Source organism: Bradyrhizobium sp. AUGA SZCCT0177 (assembly GCF_018130125.1).
GTDB lineage: Bacteria > Pseudomonadota > Alphaproteobacteria > Rhizobiales > Xanthobacteraceae > Bradyrhizobium.
This window is the reverse complement of sequence record NZ_JAFCMA010000005.1, coordinates 1-23,422: the sequence shown is the minus strand read 5'-3', so window position 1 is coordinate 23,422 and position 23,422 is coordinate 1. Positions and strand designations below refer to the sequence as shown.

At 62.8% G+C, this 23,422-nt stretch carries 24 protein-coding genes and 1 pseudogene; 24 read left to right on the top strand and 1 reads right to left on the bottom strand.

Features of this window, described 5'->3' with window-relative positions; all coding sequences use genetic code 11:
• The first annotated feature begins 105 nt into the window (after positions 1 to 105).
• The 24 genes from JQ597_RS07265 to JQ597_RS07150 all read left to right on the top strand — a co-directional run bounded on the left by JQ597_RS07265 (position 106) and on the right by JQ597_RS07150 (position 23,228).
• Positions 106 to 471 (top strand): NADH-quinone oxidoreductase subunit A, encoded by a 366-nt coding sequence (locus JQ597_RS07265; RefSeq protein WP_212263548.1) that lies wholly within the window; start codon positions 106 to 108, stop codon positions 469 to 471.
• Positions 462 to 1,058, top strand: a complete 597-nt coding sequence (locus JQ597_RS07260; protein ID WP_192733457.1) for a NuoB/complex I 20 kDa subunit family protein — start codon at positions 462 to 464, stop codon at positions 1,056 to 1,058. Before JQ597_RS07265 ends, JQ597_RS07260 begins: the two co-directional genes overlap by 10 nt.
• Before the next feature lie 12 nt (positions 1,059 to 1,070).
• Positions 1,071 to 1,682: an NADH-quinone oxidoreductase subunit C gene (locus JQ597_RS07255; RefSeq protein WP_212263547.1), complete on the top strand. Its 612-nt coding sequence runs from the start codon at positions 1,071 to 1,073 to the stop codon at positions 1,680 to 1,682.
• Between the two features lie 2 nt (positions 1,683 to 1,684).
• Complete coding sequence (locus tag JQ597_RS07250) at positions 1,685 to 2,875, top strand: NADH-quinone oxidoreductase subunit D (RefSeq protein ID WP_212263546.1); 1,191 nt, start codon at positions 1,685 to 1,687, stop codon at positions 2,873 to 2,875.
• Entirely contained in the window at positions 2,875 to 3,843 is a 969-nt protein-coding gene (locus JQ597_RS07245; protein WP_212263545.1) for an FkbM family methyltransferase, read from the top strand. The genes JQ597_RS07250 and JQ597_RS07245 overlap by 1 nt, the downstream gene beginning before the upstream one ends.
• A gap of 3 nt (positions 3,844 to 3,846) precedes the next feature.
• Positions 3,847 to 4,458, top strand: a complete 612-nt coding sequence (gene nuoE / locus JQ597_RS07240; RefSeq protein WP_212263544.1) for an NADH-quinone oxidoreductase subunit NuoE — start codon at positions 3,847 to 3,849, stop codon at positions 4,456 to 4,458.
• On the top strand, positions 4,455 to 4,670 hold the full coding sequence (locus JQ597_RS07235) for a hypothetical protein (protein ID WP_212263543.1): 216 nt from the start codon (positions 4,455 to 4,457) through the stop codon (positions 4,668 to 4,670). The genes nuoE and JQ597_RS07235 overlap by 4 nt, the downstream gene beginning before the upstream one ends.
• An 18-nt stretch (positions 4,671 to 4,688) precedes the next feature.
• Positions 4,689 to 6,014, top strand: coding sequence for an NADH-quinone oxidoreductase subunit NuoF (nuoF, locus tag JQ597_RS07230; protein ID WP_212032190.1), 1,326 nt, complete (start codon positions 4,689 to 4,691; stop codon positions 6,012 to 6,014).
• Positions 6,015 to 6,019: 5 nt separating this feature from the next.
• The gene (locus JQ597_RS07225) at positions 6,020 to 6,508 is read left to right on the top strand and encodes a hypothetical protein (protein WP_212263542.1); all 489 of its coding nucleotides are present in this window, start codon (positions 6,020 to 6,022) and stop codon (positions 6,506 to 6,508) included.
• A gap of 7 nt (positions 6,509 to 6,515) precedes the next feature.
• Positions 6,516 to 8,591: an NADH-quinone oxidoreductase subunit NuoG gene (gene nuoG, locus JQ597_RS07220; RefSeq protein ID WP_212263541.1), complete on the top strand. Its 2,076-nt coding sequence runs from the start codon at positions 6,516 to 6,518 to the stop codon at positions 8,589 to 8,591.
• Positions 8,592 to 8,601: 10 nt separating this feature from the next.
• Positions 8,602 to 9,642, top strand: a complete 1,041-nt coding sequence (nuoH, locus tag JQ597_RS07215) for an NADH-quinone oxidoreductase subunit NuoH (RefSeq protein ID WP_192733448.1) — start codon at positions 8,602 to 8,604, stop codon at positions 9,640 to 9,642.
• A gap of 13 nt (positions 9,643 to 9,655) precedes the next feature.
• Entirely contained in the window at positions 9,656 to 10,144 is a 489-nt protein-coding gene (gene nuoI, locus JQ597_RS07210; protein WP_212263767.1) for an NADH-quinone oxidoreductase subunit NuoI, read from the top strand.
• A gap of 9 nt (positions 10,145 to 10,153) precedes the next feature.
• Positions 10,154 to 10,792, top strand: a complete 639-nt coding sequence (locus JQ597_RS07205) for an NADH-quinone oxidoreductase subunit J (RefSeq protein ID WP_212263540.1) — start codon at positions 10,154 to 10,156, stop codon at positions 10,790 to 10,792.
• A complete protein-coding gene (gene nuoK, locus JQ597_RS07200; RefSeq protein ID WP_028162793.1) occupies positions 10,789 to 11,097 on the top strand; it encodes an NADH-quinone oxidoreductase subunit NuoK in 309 nt (102 codons plus the stop codon). The genes JQ597_RS07205 and nuoK overlap by 4 nt, the downstream gene beginning before the upstream one ends.
• Positions 11,098 to 11,162: 65 nt before the next feature.
• Entirely contained in the window at positions 11,163 to 13,244 is a 2,082-nt protein-coding gene (gene nuoL, locus JQ597_RS07195; RefSeq protein WP_212263539.1) for an NADH-quinone oxidoreductase subunit L, read from the top strand.
• Positions 13,244 to 14,752, top strand: coding sequence for an NADH-quinone oxidoreductase subunit M (locus tag JQ597_RS07190; protein WP_212263538.1), 1,509 nt, complete (start codon positions 13,244 to 13,246; stop codon positions 14,750 to 14,752). Before nuoL ends, JQ597_RS07190 begins: the two co-directional genes overlap by 1 nt.
• 10 nt (positions 14,753 to 14,762) lie before the next feature.
• Entirely contained in the window at positions 14,763 to 16,202 is a 1,440-nt protein-coding gene (gene nuoN / locus JQ597_RS07185) for an NADH-quinone oxidoreductase subunit NuoN (RefSeq protein ID WP_212263537.1), read from the top strand.
• A complete protein-coding gene (locus JQ597_RS07180; protein WP_212263536.1) occupies positions 16,203 to 17,015 on the top strand; it encodes a biotin--[acetyl-CoA-carboxylase] ligase in 813 nt (270 codons plus the stop codon).
• The gene (locus tag JQ597_RS07175; protein WP_212263535.1) at positions 17,015 to 18,685 is read left to right on the top strand and encodes a ribonuclease J; all 1,671 of its coding nucleotides are present in this window, start codon (positions 17,015 to 17,017) and stop codon (positions 18,683 to 18,685) included. The genes JQ597_RS07180 and JQ597_RS07175 overlap by 1 nt, the downstream gene beginning before the upstream one ends.
• Before the next feature lie 40 nt (positions 18,686 to 18,725).
• Entirely contained in the window at positions 18,726 to 19,130 is a 405-nt protein-coding gene (gene mce / locus JQ597_RS07170; protein WP_212263534.1) for a methylmalonyl-CoA epimerase, read from the top strand.
• Between the two features lie 6 nt (positions 19,131 to 19,136).
• Positions 19,137 to 19,412: a DUF1467 family protein gene (locus JQ597_RS07165; protein WP_212263533.1), complete on the top strand. Its 276-nt coding sequence runs from the start codon at positions 19,137 to 19,139 to the stop codon at positions 19,410 to 19,412.
• Positions 19,413 to 19,580: 168 nt separating this feature from the next.
• Complete coding sequence (locus JQ597_RS07160; protein WP_212263532.1) at positions 19,581 to 19,928, top strand: hypothetical protein; 348 nt, start codon at positions 19,581 to 19,583, stop codon at positions 19,926 to 19,928.
• A 39-nt stretch (positions 19,929 to 19,967) separates the two neighbouring features.
• Positions 19,968 to 21,278, top strand: coding sequence for an S-methyl-5-thioribose kinase (gene mtnK, locus JQ597_RS07155; RefSeq protein ID WP_212263531.1), 1,311 nt, complete (start codon positions 19,968 to 19,970; stop codon positions 21,276 to 21,278).
• Positions 21,279 to 21,476: 198 nt separating this feature from the next.
• Complete coding sequence (locus JQ597_RS07150; RefSeq protein ID WP_212263530.1) at positions 21,477 to 23,228, top strand: adenylate/guanylate cyclase domain-containing protein; 1,752 nt, start codon at positions 21,477 to 21,479, stop codon at positions 23,226 to 23,228.
• Between the two features lie 90 nt (positions 23,229 to 23,318).
• Here JQ597_RS07150 and JQ597_RS37570 read toward each other — a convergent pair.
• Positions 23,319 to 23,422 (bottom strand): annotated as a pseudogene (locus JQ597_RS37570) (ABC transporter permease); the annotation flags it as partial.

Sequence of the window (23,422 nt, the reverse complement as noted above, 5' to 3'; positions counted from 1 at the left end):
CAAAATAGCTTGTCTTGCGCCCTCTGTTGCGCTGCGCTAAGCCTCAAGAATAATTCCAATCAGCGAATCTGCGGCTGTCCGAAACCGCAGGAAAAGGTCCCGCCGATGAACGGCATCCTGCAGAATTACCTTCCACTTATGGTGTTTATCGGGGTGGCAAGCCTGATCGGTCTGGCGCTGTTGATTGCCCCGTTCCTCGTCGCGTTCCAGCAGCCCGATCCGGAAAAGCTTTCCGCCTATGAATGCGGATTCAACGCTTTCGATGACGCCCGCATGAAATTCGACGTCCGCTTCTATCTGGTGGCGATCCTTTTCATCATCTTCGACCTCGAAGTGGCGTTCCTGTTTCCGTGGGCGGTGGCTTTCGGCAAGCTCGGCGCCACCGGCTTCTGGTCGATGATGGTGTTCCTCGCCGTCCTCACGGTCGGCTTTGCCTACGAATGGAAGAAAGGCGCGCTCGAATGGGATTGAGCCCCACCGCCGTATCGCATGGGTCTTCGCCGGTGATCGCACCGGCCGCGACCGGCATTATCGATCCCTCGACCGGCAAGCCGGTCGGCGCCAATGACCCGTACTTCCTCGAGGTCAATCACGAGCTTTCCGACAAGGGCTTCTTCGTCGCCGCGACCGACGATCTCATCACCTGGGCGCGCACCGGCTCGCTGATGTGGATGACGTTCGGTCTGGCCTGCTGCGCCGTCGAGATGATGCAGGTGTCGATGCCGCGTTACGACGTCGAGCGCTTCGGCTTTGCGCCGCGCGCTTCGCCGCGGCAGTCCGACGTCATGATCGTTGCGGGGACGCTGACCAACAAAATGGCGCCGGCGTTGCGCAAGGTCTACGACCAGATGCCGGAGCCGCGCTACGTGATCTCGATGGGGTCGTGCGCCAATGGCGGCGGCTATTATCACTATTCCTATTCGGTCGTGCGCGGCTGCGACCGGATCGTGCCGATCGACATCTACGTGCCCGGCTGCCCTCCGACGGCGGAAGCGCTGCTCTACGGCGTGTTGCTGTTGCAGAAGAAGATCCGGCGCATCGGCACCATCGAACGCTAAGGTTTCAGGTCAATGGACGACGGCAAGCTCGACGCCTTGGGGCAGACGATTGTTAGCGCGCTTCCGGGTGCGGCCAGCGCCCACGCGGTCGCGTACAACGAGCTCACGATCACGGTCGACGCGACCAAAATCGTCGAGGTCGTTAAATTCCTGCGCGACGATCCCTCCTGCCGTTTCGTCAGCATCATCGACGTCACGGCGGTGGATTATCCCGGCCGCGAAAAACGCTTCGACGTGATCTATCACTTCCTGTCCCCGACGCTGAACGGTCGCCTCCGCGTGCGCGCCGAGGCCGACGAGACCACGCAGGTGCCCTCGATCATCGACGTGTTTCCCGGCGCCGACTGGTTCGAACGCGAATGCTACGACCTCTATGGCGTGATCTTCACCGGCCATCCCGACATGCGCCGCCTGCTGACCGATTACGGCTTCGACGGCCATCCGCTGCGCAAGGATTTCCCGCTCACCGGCTTCGTCGAGGTGCGTTACGACGACCAGGAGAAGCGGGTGTTGTACGAACCCGTCCGTCTCAACCAGGAATTCCGCAAGTTCGATTTCCTCTCGCCATGGGAAGGCGCTGACTATCCGCTGCCCGGCGATGAGAAGGCGGAGCCGAAGGCCTGACCATGAACGAACAGAATCTTCGAAATTTCACGATCAACTTTGGACCGCAGCATCCGGCAGCCCATGGCGTTCTGCGTCTCGTGCTCGAATTGGACGGCGAGGTCGTCGCGCGCGTCGATCCGCACATCGGCCTCTTGCATCGCGGCACCGAAAAGCTGATCGAGCAGAAAACTTATCTGCAGGCGATCCCGTATTTCGACCGGCTCGATTACGTCGCGCCGATGAACCAGGAACATGCGTTCTGCCTCGCGGCGGAAAAGTTGCTGGGCATCACGGTGCCGCGCCGCGGGCAATTGATCCGGGTGCTCTATAGCGAGATCGGCCGCATCCTGTCGCATCTGCTCAACGTCACCACGCAGGCGATGGACGTCGGCGCGCTGACCCCGCCGCTGTGGGGTTTTGAAGAACGCGAAAAGCTGATGGTGTTCTATGAGCGCGCTTCCGGCTCGCGCATGCATGCGGCGTACTTCCGCCTCGGCGGCGTGCATCAGGATTTGCCGCCAAAACTGATCGACGACATCGACGCCTGGTGCGATCCGTTCCTGCAGGTCGTCGCCGACCTCGAAACGCTGCTCACCGGCAACCGCATCTTCAAGCAGCGCAACGTCGATATCGGCGTGGTGCCGCTGAAGGAAGCCTGGGAGTGGGGTTTCTCCGGCGTGATGGTGCGCGGCTCCGGTGCCGCCTGGGATCTGCGCAAGTCGCAGCCTTATGAATGCTATGCCGAGATGGATTTCGACATTCCGATCGGCAAGAACGGCGACTGCTACGACCGCTACTGCATCCGCATGGAAGAGATGCGCCAGTCGGTGCGCATCATGAAGCAGTGCATCGCCAAGCTGCGGGCGCCGGACGGGCAGGGGCCTGTCGTCGTCGAGGACAACAAGATCGCGCCGCCGCGCCGTGGCGAGATGAAGCGCTCGATGGAAGCGCTGATCCATCACTTCAAGCTCTATACCGAGGGCGTCCGCGTGCCGGCCGGCGAAGTCTACGCCGCGGTCGAGGCGCCGAAGGGCGAGTTCGGCGTCTACCTGGTCGCCGACGGGAGCAACAAGCCCTACAAGTGCAAGATCCGCGCGCCGGGCTTTGCCCATCTGCAGGCGATGGACCACATCTGCAAGGGCCATCTGCTCGCCGACGTCTCGGCCATCCTCGGCTCGCTCGACATCGTGTTCGGAGAGGTCGATCGGTGATGGCGCAGCCGCCAATCCAGTTTGACCGGGCTTCGGGTGCGCTTGAAGGCGCCAACCCGTGGGAGCGGCTGGCTGCGGTGGCGCTGACGCTGGGATCGAAAATATCGTCGAACTTTTCGCATCGCGGCTACAACATGTGCGCCAACCTGCTGCGCAGGACGTTGCCCGAGCGCGACATCGACGTCAGGCTGAATGCGGACGCGACATTCGCATTCCCCTATGGCGACGGCTACTGGAGCAAGCTGCTCAACCGCTCGTTCGCCTATGAGAACGAACTCGAATTGCTGTTCCGGGAATCGGTCGACGTCGACTACACGCTGCTCGATTGCGGCGCCAATTACGGCTACTGGTCGGTGCTGGTCTCAAGCAAGCCGTTCGGCTCGCACAAGGCGATCGCGATCGAGCCGTCGGGGCAGAATTTCCCGAAGCTGGCCAACAACGCGAGACTCAACGGCAACCGCTTCGAAGCGATGAAATGCGCGATCGGCGCGGCGCGCGGCACTGCGCGATTGAGCGGCACCAAGCATGAAGCCTTCAGCATCGCCGGCGACCAGACCGCTGGCGAGGAAGTGCCTGTGATCGCGCTCGACAATCTGATCGACGACGGCAAGGTCGCGGCCGGCGGAAAATTCCTGATCAAGCTCGACGTCGAAGGCGTCGAGATCGAGGCCATGAAGGGCGGCAAGCGGCTGCTGGAGGCCGACAGCGTGATCCTGTGCGAGGAGCACGGCAACGATCCCCAGCATACCGTGTCGCGCTACATCCTCGACCAGACCCCGCTGAAGCTGATCGTCTACGATCCGCGCAGCAATCGCCTTGAAACCGTGACCGACCTTTCCATCCTCGATCGCATCAAGGTTTCAACCCACGTCGGCTACAACGTGTTCGGCACCGCAAGCGCATTCTGGCTCGACCGGATCAATGCGCTCAATGCGAAAGCCGCAGCCCCGCGCGCAATGAGAGACTGAACGATGTCCGTCCGCCGCCTTGCACCAAAGGAACTGCAGCCCGCGAGCTTTGCGTTCTCCGACGAGAACCTCGCCTGGGCGAAGAAGCAGATCGAGAAGTATCCGCCCGGACGCCAGGCGTCGGCGGTGATTGCGATCCTGTGGCGCGTGCAGGAGCAGCATGAGGGATGGGTTTCGGAAGCCGCGATCCGCGCGGTCGCGGATCTCCTGGATATGCCCTACATCCGCGTGCTCGAGGTCGCGACCTTCTACACCATGTTCCAGCTGCAGCCGGTCGGCAAGAAAGCCCATGTCCAGGTCTGTGGTACCACGCCGTGCCGCCTGCGCGGCGCGGAAGACATCATCAAAGTGTGCCAGAGCCGCATCCATCACGATCCCTTCCACCTGTCGAAGGACGGCAATTTCAGCTGGGAAGAGGTCGAGTGCCTGGGCGCCTGCGTCAACGCGCCGATGGTGCTGATCTGGAAGGACACCTACGAGGACCTGAACAAGGAAAACTTCGGCAAGGTGCTGGACGGCTTTGCCTCCGGCAATCCGCCAAAGCCTGGACCGCAGATCGACCGTCAGTTCTCGGCGCCGGTGGGCGGCCCGACAACGCTGAAGGAAACCACATGACGCGCGATCGCTTGTTGCGAGCGGGCGGGCCGGGGAGGGCCGCTGCGATGAAGACCTGGCAGTTGATGACCCTTCACGCCCTGGCCGCGGCGACGTTCATTTTTCTGCTGCAGCGCTACGCGCTGAGCGCCTCGCTTGATTCCGCTTTGTTGTGGGCGCTGACCTTCGGCGGATGCGCCGCGGGGCTCGCTTACTCTCAGTCCAAACGTTGATCCCGGGAAGTTCTGGTCATGCTCGACGACAAGGATCGCATCTTCAAGAATCTCTACGGCCTGCACGATTGGGGCCTTGAGGGTGCACGCCGCCGCGGCGCCTGGGATGGCACCAAATCGATCATCGACAAGGGCCGCGACTGGATCATCAACGAGATGAAGGCCTCCGGCCTGCGCGGGCGCGGCGGCGCGGGTTTTCCGACCGGGCTGAAATGGTCGTTCATGCCGAAGGAATCCACCGACGGCCGGCCAAGCTATCTCGTCGTCAATGCCGACGAGTCCGAGCCCGGCACCTGCAAGGACCGCGAGATCATGCGGCACGATCCGCATCTTCTGGTCGAGGGCTGTTTGCTCGCGAGCTTCGCGATGAACGCGCATGCCTGCTACATCTATGTGCGCGGCGAATTCATCAGGGAGCGCGAACATCTGCAGGCCGCGATCGACCAGGCCTATGACGCCAAGCTGGTCGGCAAGGACAACCTCAATGGCTGGCCGTTCGACATTTATGTCGCGCACGGCGCCGGCGCCTATATCTGCGGCGAAGAGACCGCGCTCTTGGAAAGCCTCGAAGGCAAGAAGGGCCAGCCGCGGCTGAAGCCGCCATTCCCGGCCAATGTCGGTCTCTATGGCTGCCCGACCACCGTCAACAACGTCGAGTCGATTGCGGTGGCTCCCGATATCCTGCGGCGTGGCGCGGCATGGTTCGCCGCGATCGGCCGGCCCAACAATGTCGGCACAAAACTGTTTTGCATTTCCGGCCATGTCGAGCGGCCCTGCAACGTCGAAGAGGCGATGGGGATTCCGTTCCGCGAATTGATCGAGCGCCATTGCGGCGGCATTCGCGGCGGCTGGGACAATCTAAAGGCGGTCATCCCCGGCGGCTCGTCGGTGCGCATGGTGCCGGCCGAACAGATCATCGATACGCCGATGGATTTCGACAGCCTTGGCAAACTGCGCTCCGGCCTCGGCACCGCGGCTGTCATCGTGATGGACAAATCGACCGATTTGATCCGGGCAATCGCGCGCATTTCCTATTTCTACAAGCACGAGAGCTGCGGCCAGTGCACGCCGTGCCGCGAGGGTACTGGCTGGATGTGGCGGGTGCTCACCCGCATGGCCGACGGCCGCGCCCACAAGCGCGAGATCGATATGCTGCTGGAGGTGACCAAACAGGTCGAAGGCCACACCATCTGCGCGCTGGGCGATGCCGCGGCGTGGCCGATCCAGGGCCTGATCGCGCATTTTCGCCACGAGATCGAAGAGCGTATCGATCAGTATTCGCATAAGGCCGATATCGACGATATCGGCGTGCGCGACCCCGTAAACATGGTCGCGGCGGAGTAATGTCCATGTCGCAACCGAGCTTTTGGTGGCAGAAATACGGAACGCTGGCGCAGATGGCGCAGGCGACCGTGGCGCTGCTCGGCTTTGTTGCGATCCTGCTCCAGATCAACGAGATCCGCACAGGCAACCGCGCGACCAGCGCGCGGCAGGCGTTTCTGGGCTACACCGACCTGGCGTTCAAGAATCCGAAGTTCGCGCAGCCGGACTACGACAAGATCAAGGCTTCCGGCCGCGACGAGCAGGTTCAGTACGAGAGCTTCGTCACCTACTTCCTCTACGCCTGCGAGGAAGCGATCGGCGCGTTCGCGGGAAAGCGCGAATGGCAGGCCTCCTGCGATTACGATTTGAAGCCGCATCTGCCGTTCCTGTGCGAGAAGAACGCGGCGCAGCCGGCCTATCTGGCCACCTATGGCGCCGAGACCCAGCAATGGATCAAGGCGTCGCTGAAGACATCAAGCGTTACACCACCCGACTGCAAGCTCGGAAAGACTTGAGAGCGCAATGACCAAACTCATCGTCGATGGCAAAGAGATCGATGTCCCCCCGGAGTACACGCTGCTGCAGGCGTGCGAGGCCGCGGGCGCCGAAATTCCGCGCTTCTGCTACCACGAGCGGCTGTCGATCGCCGGCAATTGCCGGATGTGCCTCGTCGAGGTGAAGGGCGGCCCGAAGCCGGTCGCAAGCTGCGCCTGGGGCGTGCGCGATTGCCGTCCGGGTCCGAAGGGCGAGCCGCCGGAAATCTCGACGCGTTCGCCGATGGTGAAGAAGGCGCGCGAGGGAGTGATGGAATTCCTGCTGATCAACCATCCCTTGGATTGCCCGATCTGCGACCAGGGCGGCGAGTGCGACCTGCAGGACCAGGCGATGGGCTACGGCGTCGATACCTCGCGCTTTGCCGAAAACAAGCGCGCGGTCGAGGACAAATATCTGGGCGCGCTGGTCAAGACTTCGATGAACCGCTGCATCCAGTGCACGCGCTGCGTCCGTTTCTCCGCCGAAGTCTGCGGCGCGCCGGAAATGGGCGCGACCGGCCGCGGCGAGGACATGGAAATCACGACCTACCTGGAATCGGCGCTGACTTCGGAACTGCAGGGCAATCTCGTCGACATCTGCCCGGTCGGCGCGCTGACCTCGAAGCCCTATGCCTTTGCGGCGCGGCCCTGGGAGCTCGGCAAGACCCAGTCGGTCGACGTGATGGACGGCGTAGGCTCCGCGATCCGGGTCGATACCCGCGGCCGCGAGGTGATGCGAATCCTGCCGCGCATCAACGAGGCCGTGAACGAGGAATGGATTTCCGACAAGACCCGTCACATCGTCGACGGCCTGCGGACCCAGCGGCTTGACCGGCCCTATATCCGCCAGAACGGCCAGCTCCGCGCCGCGTCGTGGTCTGAAGCGTTTGCGGCGATTGCTGCCAAGACCGGCCGTATCGACGGCAAGCGGATCGGCGCGATCGCCGGCGACCTTGCCGCGGTCGAAGAGATGTTCGCGCTGAAGGAACTGCTGGCGAAGTGCGGCTCAAGCAATCTCGCGGTGCAGGGCAGCGACGCCTTCGACCCCAGCGCAGGCCGCGCGTCCTATATCTTCAATCCGACTATTGCCGGGATCGAGCAGGCCGACGCGCTGCTGATCGTGGGATCGAACCCGCGCAAGGAAGCCGCCGTCCTCAACGCCCGCATCCGCAAGCGCTGGCGCACGGGAAGGCTCAAGATCGGCGTCATCGGCGCCAAGGCCGACCTGACCTATGATTACGACTATCTCGGTGCCGGTACCGACTCGCTCGGCGATCTCGCGGCCGGCAAGCATTCCTTCGCCGAGGTGCTCAAGGGCGCCAAGAACCCGATCGTGCTGGTCGGCGCCGGATCACTGGCGCGCCATGACGGCGCGGCGGTGCTGGCGCTCGCTGCCAAACTCGCGGTCGACGTCGGCGCACTCAAGGACGGCTGGAACGGTTTTGGCGTGCTGCAGGATACGGCGTCGCGCGCGGGCGCGCTCGATATCGGCTTTGCGGCCGGCAAGGGCAGCCTGAATCTCGCGCAAATGACGACCTTCGGCACGCTCGACGTGCTATTCCTGCTAGGGGCTGACGACGTCAAGGTGCCGGACGGGACCTTCGTGGTCTATATCGGCACCCATGGCGACCGCGGCGCGCATCGCGCCGACGTCATTTTGCCGGGCGCGGCCTATACCGAAAAATCCGGCATCTACGTCAACACCGAGGGCAGGGCGCAGATCGCCAACCGTGCCGCGTTCCCGCCGGGCGAGGCGCGCGAGGACTGGGCGATCGTCCGTGCGCTGTCGGATGTGCTCGGCAAGAAGCTGCCTTATGACTCGCTTCAGGCGTTGCGGCAGGAGCTATTCAAGGCCGTGCCGCATCTGATGCGGATCGACCAGATCGAGCCCGGTAAGCCGGAAGAGGTGAAGGCGCTGGCCGGCAAGGGCGGCAGCGTTGACAAGACGCCGTTCAAGACGCCCGTCGCGGATTTCTACCTCACCAACCCGATCGCGCGCGCGTCGGCGGTGATGGCGGAGTGTTCCCGCCTGGCGTCCGGGCAAATGCTGACGGCAGCGGAGTGAGCGTGACCTGATGGCTGAATTCTTCGCAAGCTCGTTCTGGACCGGTTTCCTGTGGCCGCTGATCATCATGGTCGCGCAGAGCCTGCTGCTGCTGGTCGTGCTGCTGATCGCGATCGCCTACATCCTGCTTGCCGACCGCAAGATCTGGGCGGCGGTGCAGATCCGCCGCGGTCCCAACGTCGTCGGCCCCTGGGGCCTGCTGCAATCCTTCGCCGACCTTTTGAAGTTCGTGCTGAAGGAGCCGGTTATTCCCTCCGGCTCCAACAAGGGCGTGTTCCTGCTCGCGCCGCTGGTCTCTTGCGTGCTGGCGCTGGCGGCCTGGGCCGTGATCCCGATGGATTTCGGCTGGGTGATCGCCAACATCAATGTTGGCGTGCTCTACATCTTCGCGATCTCGTCGCTGTCGATCTACGGCATCATCATGGCCGGCTGGTCGTCGAACTCGAAATATCCGTTCCTCGCCGCGCTGCGTTCGGCGGCGCAGATGGTGTCGTACGAAGTCTCGATCGGCTTCGTGATCATCACGGTGCTCTTGTGCGTGGGCTCGCTGAACTTGACCGACGTGGTGCAGGCCCAGAACACCAGATTCGGGTTGCTCGGCTGGTACTGGCTGCCGCTGTTTCCGATGTTCGTGATCTTCTACGTCTCGGCGCTGGCCGAAACCAACCGGCCGCCGTTCGACCTGGTTGAAGCGGAATCCGAACTGGTCGCGGGCTTCATGACCGAATACGGCTCGACGCCGTATCTGCTATTCATGCTCGGCGAATACGTCGCGATCACCACGATGTGCGCGCTGGCGACGATCCTGTTCCTGGGTGGCTGGCTGCCGCCGGTTCCCTACGCCCCGTTCACCTGGGTGCCCGGGATCATCTGGTTCGCGCTGAAAGTGTTCTTCATGTTCTTCATGTTCGCGATGGCGAAGGCGATCGTGCCGCGCTACCGCTACGATCAACTGATGCGGCTCGGCTGGAAGGTGTTCCTACCGCTGTCGCTGGCGATGGTGGTGATCGTCGCCGGGGTCCTGCAATTCGCGGGGCTCGCGCCGAAATGAGGTCGCTATGAGCATCAATATCAACGCAACAGCCCGCTCGCTTCTCCTGACCGAGTTCGTATCGGCGTTCTTCCTCGCCATGCGCTACTTCTTCAAGCCGAAGCCGACGCTGAACTATCCGTTCGAGAAGGGCCCGATTTCGCCGCGCTTCCGCGGCGAGCATGCGCTGCGCCGCTATCCGAACGGCGAAGAGCGCTGCATCGCCTGCAAGCTGTGCGAGGCGATCTGTCCGGCGCAGGCGATCACCATCGAGGCCGGCCCGCGCCGCAACGACGGCACCCGCCGCACTGTGCGCTACGACATCGACATGGTGAAATGCATCTATTGCGGCCTGTGCCAGGAAGCCTGCCCGGTCGATGCCATCGTCGAGGGACCGAATTTCGAATTCGCGACCGAGACCCGCGAGGAACTCTATTATGACAAGGCGAAATTGCTCGCCAATGGCGACCGTTGGGAGCGAGAGATTGCAAAATCGATCGAACTCGACGCGCCGTACCGGTGAGGTGAGGGCATGATCCTTCCCGCGCTGTTCTTCTATCTGTTTGCCGGCATCTGCGTGGCGTCGGCGGTGATGGTGATTGTCTCGCGCAATCCCGTGCACTCCGTGCTGTATCTGATCCTGGCCTTCGTCAACGCCTCGGGCCTGTTCATCCTGATGGGCGCCGAGTTCCTCGGCATGATGCTGATCGTGGTCTATGTCGGCGCGGTGGCGGTGCTGTTCCTGTTCGTGATCATGATGCTCGACGTCGACTTCGTCGAGCTGCGCGAGGGCTTCATGCAATATCTGCCGATCGGGCTCGTGATCGGCGGCATCTTCGTGTTCGAGCTTCTGCTTGTCGTCGGCGGCTGGGCGATCAATCCGTCCGTGACCAAGAACATCACGGCGGCAATCCCGACGAATATCAGCAACACCGAGGCGCTCGGCCTCGTGCTCTATACGAAGTACATCCACTACTTCCAGCTCGCCGGCATGGTGCTGCTGGTCGCGATGATCGGCGCCATCGTGCTGACGCTGCGCCACAAGGTCAACGTCAAGCGGCAGGACATCAACGTGCAGAACGCGCGGACGCCGGAGCTCGCGATGAGCGTGCGCAAGGTGGCCGCGGGCCAGGGCCTGCAGGACGCGGACGCGGCGGAGTGGGTGAAATGACGATCGGGCTCGGACATTACCTCTCGGTCGGCGCCATCCTGTTCACGCTCGGGATCCTCGGCATCTTCCTCAACCGCAAGAACATCATCGTCATCCTGATGTCGATCGAGCTGATCCTGCTTTCGGTCAACATCAACCTGGTGGCGTTCTCGACCTTCCTCGGCGACATCGTCGGCCAGGTGTTTGCGCTGCTGGTGCTGACGGTTGCCGCAGCCGAGGCCGCGATCGGCTTGGCGGTGCTGGTTGTGTACTTCCGCAACCGCGGTTCGATCGCGGTTGAAGACGTTAATTTGATGAAGGGCTGACGGCGCATGATCCGGAAAAGTGGACGCCGGTTTTCCGGCAAGATCATGCGCAAGGGAAAACGTTGATGGTTCAGGCAATCGTCTTTCTGCCGCTGCTGGGCGCCATACTGGCCGGCCTGATCGCCATTTTTGGCGCGCACGCGCGCAACCCGAGCGGCGACACCGTCGAGCATCACGATGACGGGCATCATGGGCACGATGCGCACGCGCATGCTGCGGCCGCCCATGACGACCATGGCCACGATGACCACGGCCATGACGACCACCACGTGTCCGAGCCGCCGGCGGCAGGTTCGCGCGCAGCGGAACTGATCACGACCGGCCTCTTGATGATTTCGGCTGCCCTTTCCTGGGTCACGCTGGTCGATGTCGGCTTCATGCACCATGACGCCCGCATTGCCCTGTTCCCCTGGATCAATTCCGGCGATCTGCAGGTCGCATGGTCGCTGCGCGTGGATACGCTGACCGCGGTGATGCTGGTTGTGGTCAACACGGTCTCGGCGCTCGTGCATCTTTATTCCATCGGCTACATGGACGAGGATCCGCACCGGCCGCGCTTCTTTGCCTATCTGTCGCTGTTCACCTTCGCGATGCTGATGCTGGTGACCTCGGACAACCTGGTGCAGATGTTCTTCGGCTGGGAGGGCGTCGGTCTCGCCAGCTATCTCCTGATCGGTTTCTGGTACCAGAAGCCGTCGGCCAATGCGGCGGCGATCAAGGCCTTCGTGGTCAACCGCGTCGGCGATTTCGGCTTCGCGCTCGGCATCTTCGCCGTGTTCATGCTGCTCAAGTCCACCGATTTCGAGACCATCTTTGCGGGTGCGCCGGGGCTCGCAGGCAAGACCATCGACGTGTTCGGCTGGCATGCCGACGCGCTGACGCTGACCTGCCTGCTGCTGTTCATGGGCGCGATGGGCAAGTCCGCCCAGTTCCTGCTGCACACCTGGTTGCCGGACGCCATGGAAGGCCCGACGCCGGTCTCGGCGCTGATCCATGCCGCAACCATGGTCACCGCCGGCGTGTTCATGGTGGCGCGCCTGTCGCCGCTGTTCGAGCTGGCGCCGAATGCGCAGGCCGTCGTGATGTTCTTCGGCGCCACCACCGCGTTCTTTGCGGCGACGATTGGCCTCGTGCAGAACGACATCAAGCGCATCGTCGCCTACTCGACCTGTTCGCAGCTCGGCTACATGTTCGTGGCGATGGGGGCAGGGGCCTATTCGGTCGGCATCTTCCATCTGTTCACGCACGCCTTCTTCAAGGCACTGCTGTTCCTGGGCTCCGGCTCGGTGATCTACGCGATGCATCATGAGCAGGACATCCGCAACATGGGCGGGCTGAAGGACAGGATTCCCTTCACCTATATCGTGATGGTGATCGGCACGCTGGCATTGACTGGATTCCCGCTCACTGCCGGCTATTTCTCCAAGGATGCGATCATCGAATCTGCGTTCGTCTCGCATAATCCGTTCGCGATGTACGGCTTCCTGATGACGGTGGTCGCAGCCGGCCTGACCTCGTTCTATTCCTGGCGTCTGATCTTCAAGACCTTCCACGGCGAACCGCACGATCAGGAGCACTATGAAGCCGCCCACGAGGCTCCGCTGTGGATGCTGGTCCCGATCGGCGTCCTCGCCGCAGGCTCGATCCTGGCCGGCTTTCCGTTCAAGGAATTGTTCGCAGGCCACGGCGTGGCCGAGTTCTTCCGTGAATCCCTGAAGATGCACCCGAACATCATCGAAGAGATGCACCACATCCCGGCGTGGATCGCGTACCTGCCGACAGTGATGATGGTGGTGGGCGCCTACATCTCCTACGTCTTCTATATTCGCCGGCCCTATCTGCCGGTCGAACTCGCCAATCAGCACCCGATGCTGTACCAGTTCCTGCTCAACAAATGGTATTTCGACGAGCTGTATGACCTGATCTTCGTTCGTCCGGCCAAATGGATCGGCCACTTCCTGTGGAAGAAGGGCGATGGCTATGTCATCGACGGCTTCGGCCCCGACGGCATTTCCGCGCGGGTGCTCGATGTCACCCGCAACGTCGTGAAGATCCAAACCGGCTATCTCTATCACTACGCGTTTGCGATGCTGATCGGGGTCGCCGGACTAATCACCTGGTTCATGTTCGGCTTGGGAGGCCAGTGATGACAACCTGGCCCATTCTCTCGGTCGTCACCTTCCTGCCGCTGTTCGGCGCGCTGGTGATCTACATCAGCCGCGGCGACGACGACGCGGCGAGAAGCAACTCGCGCTGGATCGCGCTGTGGACCACGCTGGTGACCTTTGCGGTCTCGCTGATCCTGGTCTGGCGCTTCGATGCGACCAATCCGGACTTCCAGTTCATTGAAAAGGCGTCGTGGCTGGCGAGCGGCATCACCTACCACATGGGTGTCGACGGCATTTCACTGCCGTTCGTGATCCTGACCACCGCCCTGATGCCGTTCTGCATCATCGCGAGCTGGAAATCGGTGACGATGCGGGTGCGCGAATACATGATGGCGTTCCTGCTGTTGGAAACGCTGATGATCGGCACCTTCTCGGCGCTCGACCTCGTGCTGTTCTACCTGTTCTTCGAGGGCGGCCTGATCCCGATGTTCCTGATCATCGGCGTCTGGGGCGGCCCGCGCCGGGTCTACGCGTCCTTCAAGTTCTTCCTCTATACGCTGCTCGGCTCGGTCTTGATGCTGCTGGCGATCATGGCGCTGTACTGGAACGCCGGAACTACCGATATCCCGACGCTGATGCACACCGCCGTGCCGCGTTCCCTGCAGACTTGGGCATGGCTGGCGTTCTTTGCATCGTTCGCGGTGAAGATGCCGATGTGGCCGGTGCACACCTGGTTGCCGGACGCCCACGTCGAGGCGCCGACCGCGGGCTCGGTGATCCTGGCGGCGATCCTGTTGAAGATGGGCGGCTACGGCTTCCTGCGCTTCTCGCTGCCGATGTTCCCGCTGGCGTCGCATGATTTCGCCTGGATCATCTTCTCGCTGTCGGCGATCGCGATCATCTACACCTCGCTGGTGGCCTTGATGCAGGAAGACATCAAGAAGCTGATCGCCTATTCGTCGGTGGCGCATATGGGTTTCGTCACCATGGGCATTTTCGCCGGCACCACGCAGGGCGTGGCCGGCGGCGTGTTCCAGATGATCTCGCACGGCATCGTCTCGGGCGCGCTGTTCCTTTGCGTCGGCATCGTCTACGACCGCATGCACACCCGCGAGATCGCCGCTTACGGCGGCCTCGTGAACCGGATGCCGCTCTACGCGCTGGTGTTCATGGTGTTCACCATGGCCAATGTCGGGTTGCCCGGCACTAGCGGCTTCGTCGGCGAATTCATGACGCTGATCGGCACCTTCAAGGTCTCGATCCCGACCGCGACCTTCGCCACGTTCGGCGTGATCCTCTCGGCGGGCTATGCGCTCTGGCTCTATCGCAAGGTGGTGTTCGGCACCCTGACCAAGCCGGCGCTCGCCAGCATCAAGGACCTCACGTTCCGCGAAGGCCTGATGCTGTTCCCGCTGGTGTTCCTCACCATCCTGTTCGGCGTCTATCCGAAACCGGTGCTCGACATGTCGGCGGCCTCGGTTCAGCAACTCGTCAACAATTACAACACCGCCGTGACTGCCGTGAAGGCAGCCGCGTTGATCCAGTAAGGCCGCCTCCATGAGCTTCCAAAGTGCAGGTTATCAGTTGCTGCCGGTGTTGCCGGAGCTGGTGCTGGCTGCGGGTGCCATGGCACTGCTGATGCTCGGCGCCTATCGCGGCGGCGAGGGGACGACGAAGCTCGTTACAAGCCTTGCGGTATGCCTGCTGATCCTGACCGGCGCGCTGGAGCTGATGCTGCCGGCCGGCAAGCTCACGACCTTCGGCGGCAGCTTCATCGTCGACGATTTTGCGCGTTTCCTAAAGATCCTGGCGCTGATCGGCTCTGGCGCGACGCTGATCCTGTCGGCGGAATTCCTGTCCGATCCGTCGCGGCGGATCTTTGAGTATTCGATCCTGGTGCTGCTCTCGACGCTCGGCATGATGGTGCTGATCTCGGCCGGCGACCTGATCATGCTCTATCTCGGGCTGGAACTGATGAGTCTAGCGCTCTACGTGGTCGCCGCCAGCAACCGCGACAACGCCAAATCCACCGAAGCCGGCCTGAAGTATTTTGTGCTCGGCGCGCTGTCTTCGGGCATGCTGCTCTACGGCGCGTCGCTGATCTACGGCTTTACCGGCACCGTCAGCTTCGCCGGCATCGCGGCGGCTGCGAAAACCGGCAACATCGGGCTCGTGTTTGGCCTGGTGTTCCTGCTCGCGGGCCTCTGCTTCAAGGTCTCCGCGGTGCCGTTCCACATGTGGACGCCCGACGTCTATGAGGGCGCGCCGACGCCGGTGACCGCGTTCTTTGCCTCCGCGCCCAAGGTCGCGGCATTGGCGGTGTTTACGCGCGTGGCGCTGACGGCATTCCCGGGCATCGTCTCGCAGTGGCAGCAGATCATCGTGTTCGTGGCGATCGCCTCGATGGTGCTGGGCTCGTTTGCCGCCATCGGGCAGAAGAACATCAAGCGCCTGATGGCCTATTCCTCGATCGGCCATATGGGTTTTGCGCTGGTCGGGCTCGCGTCCGGCACCGTCGAAGGCGCGCAGGGCGTGCTGGTCTATATCGCGATCTATGTCGCGATGACGCTCGGCACTTTCTCGGTCATCCTGACCATGAAGCGCAACGGCCAGCCGATGGAGCAGATCAGCGACTTTGCCGGTCTGTCGCGCACCAATCCGCTGCTCGCCTTCGTCTTTGCGATGCTGCTGTTCTCGCTGGCCGGCATTCCGCCGCTCGCGGGCTTCTTCGCCAAATGGTACGTCTTCGTCGCCGCGATCAAGGCAGGCCTGTTCACGCTCGCCGTGGTCGGCGTGCTCGCCAGCGTCGTGGGCGCGTTCTACTATCTCAGCATCATCAAGGTGATGTATTTCGACGAGCCGGCAGGCGAGCTCGACCCGATGCGCACCGAATTGCGCGTGGTACTGGCGATCACGGGCATCTTCACGATCTTCTTTTTCGTCTATCCGGGGCTGCTGGTCAGCGTGGCCGCGGCCGCGGCGAAGTCGCTTTTCTAGATGGCCTTCGCGCTCGGTTCCCGGGCCTTATCGGCGGGTTACCGTCTCGCCGCCTTTGACCAGGTCGGTTCGACCAATACCGAGGCCATGGCGCTCGCCCGCAGTGGTGAGCCCGGATCGACTTGGTTCGTCACGACAGAGCAGACGGCAGGAAAGGGACGGCGCCAGCGCGCCTGGATCGCGCCGCGCGGCAACCTTGCCAGCAGCGTTCTCGAGATCATCGACGTCCCGCCCGCGACCGCCGCGACATTGGGCTTTGCCGCCGGGCTCGCGATCGCGACCGCCCTGCAGCAGGTGAGCATCGAAGCCAATCTGCGAAGGGCCGGCTCTGACCCATTGAAATTTCAGCTGAAATGGCCGAACGACGTGCTGGTCGAGAAGCAAAAGCTGGTCGGTATTTCACTCGAAGCCGAAGCTGTCGCCGGCAACCGGCTGGCTGTCGTGGTCGGGATCGGTACCAATGTGGTCGCAGCCCCCACCGGCACGCCGACGCCAGCCATTTCGCTGGCGGCGCTAGGTGTCCATGTCGGCGCCGAGGAGCTGTTCGCCGTGCTATCGGACGCCTGGGTCGAGTTCCGCGGCATCTGGGACAATGGTCGCGGCTTTGCCGAAATCCGCCGGCTGTGGCTTGCGCGCGCCGCCGGCCTCGGTGAGCCGGTCGCAATCCAGACCGGAACTGCGACTATCGCAGGCACGTTCGACACGATAGATGAAAGCGGCTGCCTGATCGTGCGGACCGCAGAAGGCAAACACCTCCCGATCGCCGCGGGCGAGGTTTATTTTGGCTCGGCGGCCTCCGTGGGAGCTGCCTGATGGCTAGACCAGATGAACTGACCTTTGCGCCGCTCGGCGGCGTCGGCGAGATCGGCATGAACCTGTCGATCTACGGGCTCGGCAACCGCCACGAGCGATCCTGGCTTGCGGTCGATCTCGGCGTCTCCTTTGGCGACGAGGAGCATTTGCCGGGCATCGACCTGATCATGCCCGACATCCGCTTCCTGGAGAAGGAACGCAAGAACCTGATGGGCCTGGTGCTGACGCACGCCCATGAGGACCATTTCGGCGCCATCATCGATCTCTGGCCGAAGCTGCAGTGCAAGATCTACGCGACCAAGTTCAGCGCGGCTCTGTTCGAGGCCAAACTGGCGGCCGAGCGTAATCCGCCGAAAATCCCCGTCACGGTGGTTCCATCAGGAGGGCGTGTCCATCTCGGCCCGTTCAACGTCGAGTTCATCCCGGTCGCGCATTCGATTCCGGAATCGCACGCGCTGGCGATCCACACCTCGGTCGGCACCGTGCTGCACACCGGCGACTGGAAGATCGATCCGACGCCCATCATAGGCCTGCCGACCGACGAGCGCCGTCTGCGCGAACTGGGCGACGAGGGCGTGCTGGCGCTGGTCGGCGATTCCACCAATGCGGTGCGGGACGGGCGCTCGCCCTCGGAGACCGAGGTCGCCGCCACCATTACGAAATTGGTAAAGGCCGCCAAGGGCCGGGTCGCCGTCACCACCTTCGCCTCCAACGTCGCGCGCCTGAAGGCGGTCGCGGACGCCGCCAAGGCCGCCGACCGCGAAGTGGTCGTGGTCGGCCGCGCCATGGAACGGGTGGTGCAGGTCGCGCGCGAAACCGGCTATCTCGACGGTGTGCAGAATTTCCGCGGCGCCGATCTTTACGGCCATTTCCCGCCGGACAAGGTGCTGGCGCTGTGCACGGGAAGCCAGGGCGAGCCGCGCGCGGCACTGGCGCGCATTGCCAATGACGACCATCCGCAGGTGACCCTGAACAAGGGCGACTGCGTGATCTTTTCCTCGCGCACCATTCCCGGCAACGAGAAGGCGGTCGGCAGCATCATCAACGGCCTGGTTACGCAGGGCATCGAGGTCATCACCGACCGCACCGATCTGGTCCATGTCTCCGGCCATCCTCGCCGCGACGAACTGCGCGACATGATCTCCTGGGTGCGTCCGCAGCTGCTGATCCCCGTGCATGGCGAAGCCCTGCATCTGTCCGAGCACGCCAAGCTGGCGCGCACCGCGGGTGTGCCGAAGGTCCTGATTTGCAAAAACGGCGACCTGGTCAAGCTCGGCCCCGGCGACCCCGGCATCATCGACCAACTACCTTCGGGCCGGATTTACAAGGATGGCACGATCCTGGAGGATTCCAAGTCGCGCGCCGTGGTGGAGCGGCGCCGGATGGGATTTGCCGGCTGTGCCTTCGTGGCGATCGCGATGACCGACAAGGGCGAGCTGGCCGACGATCCCGAGGTCGATCTGGTCGGCATCCCCGAGAAGAATACGGCCGGCGAACCCCTCGACGACATCGTGTTCGATGTGGTGGTATCGACCGTGGAAGGCTTGCCGCGGGCGCGGCGGCGCGATGCCGATGCCACCGCGGAATCGGTGCGCCGTGCGGTACGCGCGGTGCTGAACGAACATTGGGGCAAGAAGCCGATCTGCCTCGTGCATGTGCTGACGATCTAGCGCGTGTTCCGCGGAATTGGGTACTAGGGGAGGAGCAACGATGCTGGGCCGGCTCAATCATGTCGCGATTGCGGTCAAGGACGCCGAGAAGGCGGCCAGGATTTATGGCGGCGCGTTCGGCGCTGAGATCTCCGGCGCGGTGCCGTTGCCGGAGCACGGCGTCATCACCGTGTTCGTGACGCTGCCCAATACCAAGATCGAGTTCATCCAGCCGCTCGGCGACGCCTCGCCGATCGCCAAATTCGTCGAGCGCAACGCCGACGGCGGCATCCATCACATCTGCTACGACGTACCCGACATCATCGTGGCGCGCGACAAGCTGATCAGCGAGGGCGCGCGCGTGCTCGGCGACGGCGTGCCCAAGATCGGCGCCCACGGCAAGCCGGTGCTGTTTTTCCATCCGAAGGATTTTTCCGGCGCGCTCGTCGAAATAGAACAGGCCTGAACTCTTATGGCCTACAACATCTCGACGATGTTCGCGATCTACTTCGTGTTGTGGTGGGTCGTGCTGTTCGTGACGCTGCCGTTCGGCGTGCGCAGCCAGCACGAGGACGGCGAGGGCGCCCCCGGCACCGATCCCGGCGCGCCGGTCCTGGCGCGGATGGGCCGCAAGCTGATCTGGACCACGATCATATCGGCGGTCATTTTCGCCATCGCGATGTGGGCCTATTATCAGGGATTCTTTAATATCGAGCGGCTGGCCAAGCTGATGGGGACGCCGTTCTAGAGCATGATCCGGAAAAGTGGGTACCGGTTTTCCGAAAAGATCATGCTCAAACAAGGAGCTAGAGTGGGATGACGAATCGAAGAGAAGTCATCACGCTCTAGAGCACAGGGGTCAATGCACATTTTGCGGCGCGGCGAGGCCAGGCACTAGCTTGCCGGGAGAACAGAAATGACTTTTCAACGCATCATGATTGCTCTGGTGATCCTGCTCGCCGCCGGCCTTGGCGGGTCGTTCTACATGAATTGGAAGACGCAGACGCAGCTTCGAACGGTGAAAGCCTTCGTCGAGCAGGCGGTCTTTCCCGACGCGGTCGTAGCCTGCGAGAAAGCGCAGAGCTCGACGCCGTTCAAATGGAACGGCGGCAAACAGACCGCGGCGATCGGCCTGAATTCGGTCAAGCTCAACAAGGATACGATCATCGCGAGCTACACACTGGTCGCCGACAGCGTCTATTGCGACTACGATCCGATCAAGAAAAAAGCCGACATCGGTTCCAACTTCCTCGAGCGGGATTGAGACCGAAGCTCAGGCGTCAACAACCGGAGGCGACGACCGATGACCGCACGCGAGCGAGTGTTGGATACCCCCCGGCCGAACCAATACCGAATTCTGCGCGAAGCCGATCTGCGCGACTATCTCGCGCAGCTTCCCGCGATCGCAAGCCAGCTTGGCGGTGCGCCGGCCACCTGGTCGATCAGCGAGGTCGGCGACGGCAATCTCAACCTCGTCTTCATCGTGCGCGGCGGGGCTGGCAGCATCGCCGTCAAGCAGGCGCTGCCCTATGTGCGCCTGGTCGGCGAGAGCTGGCCGCTGCCGCTGTCGCGCTCGCACTACGAACATCTGGCGCTCACCCATCAGGCCCGGCTGGCGCCCGGGCTGGTGCCGGTGGTCCTCCACCACGATGAAGCGCTTGCGCTGATCGCGATGGAGTTTCTTGAGCCGCATATCATCATGCGCAAGGGATTGGTGGCCGGAACCACTTATCCGCGCTTCGTCGACGACATCACGAATTTTCTGGCGCGAACGCTGTTCTTCAGCTCCGATCTCGCGGTCCCCGCCGCGGAGAAGAAGGAAGGCATTGCCGCCTTTGCCGGCAATCATGCGCTGTGCAAGATTACCGAGGACCTGATCTTCACCGATCCATACCGCGTCGCCGAACAGAACCGCTGGACACAGCCCTGGCTGGATGCGACCGCGGCGCGCTTTCGCGGGGATCTCGACCTGCACGTCGCGATCTCCAGGCTCAAGCTGAAGTTCATGGCTTCGCCGGAAGCACTGATCCACGGCGACCTTCATACCGGCTCGATCATGGTGACGGATCGCGAGACGCAGGTGATCGATCCCGAATTCGCGTTCTATGGGCCGATGGGGTTCGATATCGGCGCCGTCATCGCAAATCTCCTCATGGCCTATCTCGCCTCCAGCGGTCACGAAACCTCGCCCGGCGACCGGCGCGCCTTCGAGGCGTGGCTGCTGCAGACGGTCGAGGGCGTGTGGACGGAATTCGCGCGAAAATTCGTCGAGTTGTGGCGCACCGAAGCGAAGGGCGATGCCTATCCGGCATCGCTGTTTGCCGGCACTGATGGTGCGGCGCGCCTCGGGGCCGAGCGGCAGGCCTATATGGCGCAGCTGTTTGGCGACACCGTCGGGTTTGCCGCGGCCAAGATCATCCGCCGGATACTCGGTCTCGCACACAATATCGACTTCGAACTGATCGAGGATCCGAAGCGCCGCGCCGTCTGTGAGGCGCGGAGCCTGCGTCTGGCGCGGGCGATGCTGGTGGAATCGTCCTCATTCCCCACGATCGGCGATGTGACGAAAGCGGCACGAGAAATGCGCGACTGGCGGCCGGATTTCGCTGGGTAAGGACGAGCGGCTGGCTAGGGCGTGGTCCACTTCCGCTTTCGGCGGATTGCGGACTTGCTGCTGGTTCGACCCGGTTGCGAATGACCCATAACAGACATACCTCCATAATGGCGGCGGCAGAACCAGATATCGCCCCGTGGTGATAGCCGTGCGCTCATTGTGATACAGTGCCGCAAGCCGTAGCCTGGAGAGCAGTCCATGGCACAGCAGCGGGTCGAACGCAGGCTTGCAGCGATCCTTGCCGCCGATGTGGCTGGTTACAGCCGACTCATGGGCTTGGACGAGGCAGGGACAGCGCGCCGCTTGCGTGACCATCTAGCGGCAATGCGGCCGATCGTCGGAAAGCACGACGGACGGATTTTCAAGACCATGGGCGACGGCGTGCTCATTGAGTTCCCATCGGTGGTGGCAGCGGTCGAATGCGCGATCAAAGTGCAGAAGCTAATGGCCCGACGCAACGCCAAGCTGATCGCGGAACAGCGCGTGCTATACCGCATCGGCATCAATCTCGGCGAGGTGCTGGTCGAGGGCGATGACATTCTGGGCGATGGTGTCAATATCGCAGCGCGACTCGAAGGAATTGCTGAACCCGGCGGAATCTGCTTGTCGCGTTCCGCATACGAACAGGTCAAGGGTAAGATCGCCGCCCAGTACGCTGATATGGGTGAGCAGCGTTTGAAAAACATCGCTGACCCGTTGCAGGTATTTCGGGTCAACGTCGGCTTGGCCGCTGCCGCGTCGGCTCCGCCAGCTCTGCCATTGCCGGACAGGCCGTCCATCGTGGTCCTGCCGTTCACGAACCTCAGTGACGATCCGGAGCGCGCGTACTTCGCGGACGGCGTCACCGAGGATCTCACCACGGCGCTGTCCCGGCTTCGCTGGCTCTTCGTCATCGCCCGCAACTCGGCCTTTGTCTACAAAGACAAAGCCGTCGATGTGAGGACAATCGCCCGCGATCTGGGCGTGCGCTACGTCCTGGAGGGCAGCGTACGCACGGCTGGCCAGCGCATCCGCATCACGGGCCAGCTCATCGATGGGGAGACGGCCAAGCACATCTGGGCGGAGAAATACGATCGTGAACTGCACGACATCTTCACGGTCCAGGACGAGATTACGGAAAACATCGTTGCCGCGATCGAGCCGCACCTCTACGCCCAGGAGGGCTATCGTGCCACCCGACAGCCGCCTGAAAGCGTCGATGTCTGGGGACTCGTGGTCCGCGCCATCGACCTCATTAACAAGTTTGGCCGCAAGCACAATGAAGAGGCGCAACGCTTGCTGCGCCGCGCCATAGAGATCGACCCGAACTATGCGCGAGCGCACGCCACGCTCAGCTGGGCGATCTGGTGGGCCACGCTCTACTATTACGTTGAAGACCGCTCCGAGGGCTACAGGCAGAGCGCCTTGCACGCCCAGGAGGCGCTGCGCCTCGACCAGGGCGAGCCGTGGGCCCACATGACCGTCGGCCTCAACTTGAGCACCTCCTGCCAACACCAGCGCGCGCTGGCCGAGCACCAGGCCGCCCTCAACCTCAATCCCAGCTTCGCGCTCGCGCGCACGGCTTATGGCTGGGCGTTGTTGCGGGCGGGTCGCTTCGATGATGCGATCGCCGAAACTGCAAAAGCGCTTCGCATGAGCCCATTGGATTCCTTTGCCGGCCTTTACACCACGATCCACGGTTTGGCGTTGCTCGCGGCGCGGCGCTTTGCGGAGGCGCTGCCATATGTCCGGGCATCGGTCGCCGCCGATGCCGAATTCGCCGGGCACTACAATGCGCTCATCAGCTGCTGCGGGCATCTCGGCCTGATCGAAGAGGCGGAGGAATTCACCGCCCGCCGCAACAAGGTCGGGCCACCGCTGAGGGTGGGCGTGCTGCGCAACAATCTGCGCGGCTTCGCCCATTGCGAGGTGTTCGCGGAGGGCTTGATCAAGGCCGGTATTCCCGAATAGGGGGCGTCCTTCAAGATATGATCGACAAAGATATCAGCTCGGCGAAAGCCCTCGGGCAGATCTATGAGTTCACGGCCTGGAATGCCGCCGTCATTCCACCGTCCGCTCCCGCAGCTTCTGCGCATAGACGTTGATCACCAGCGCCGCGAGCAGGATCAGGCCCCGGATCAGGATCTTCAGGAAGCTGTCGATGT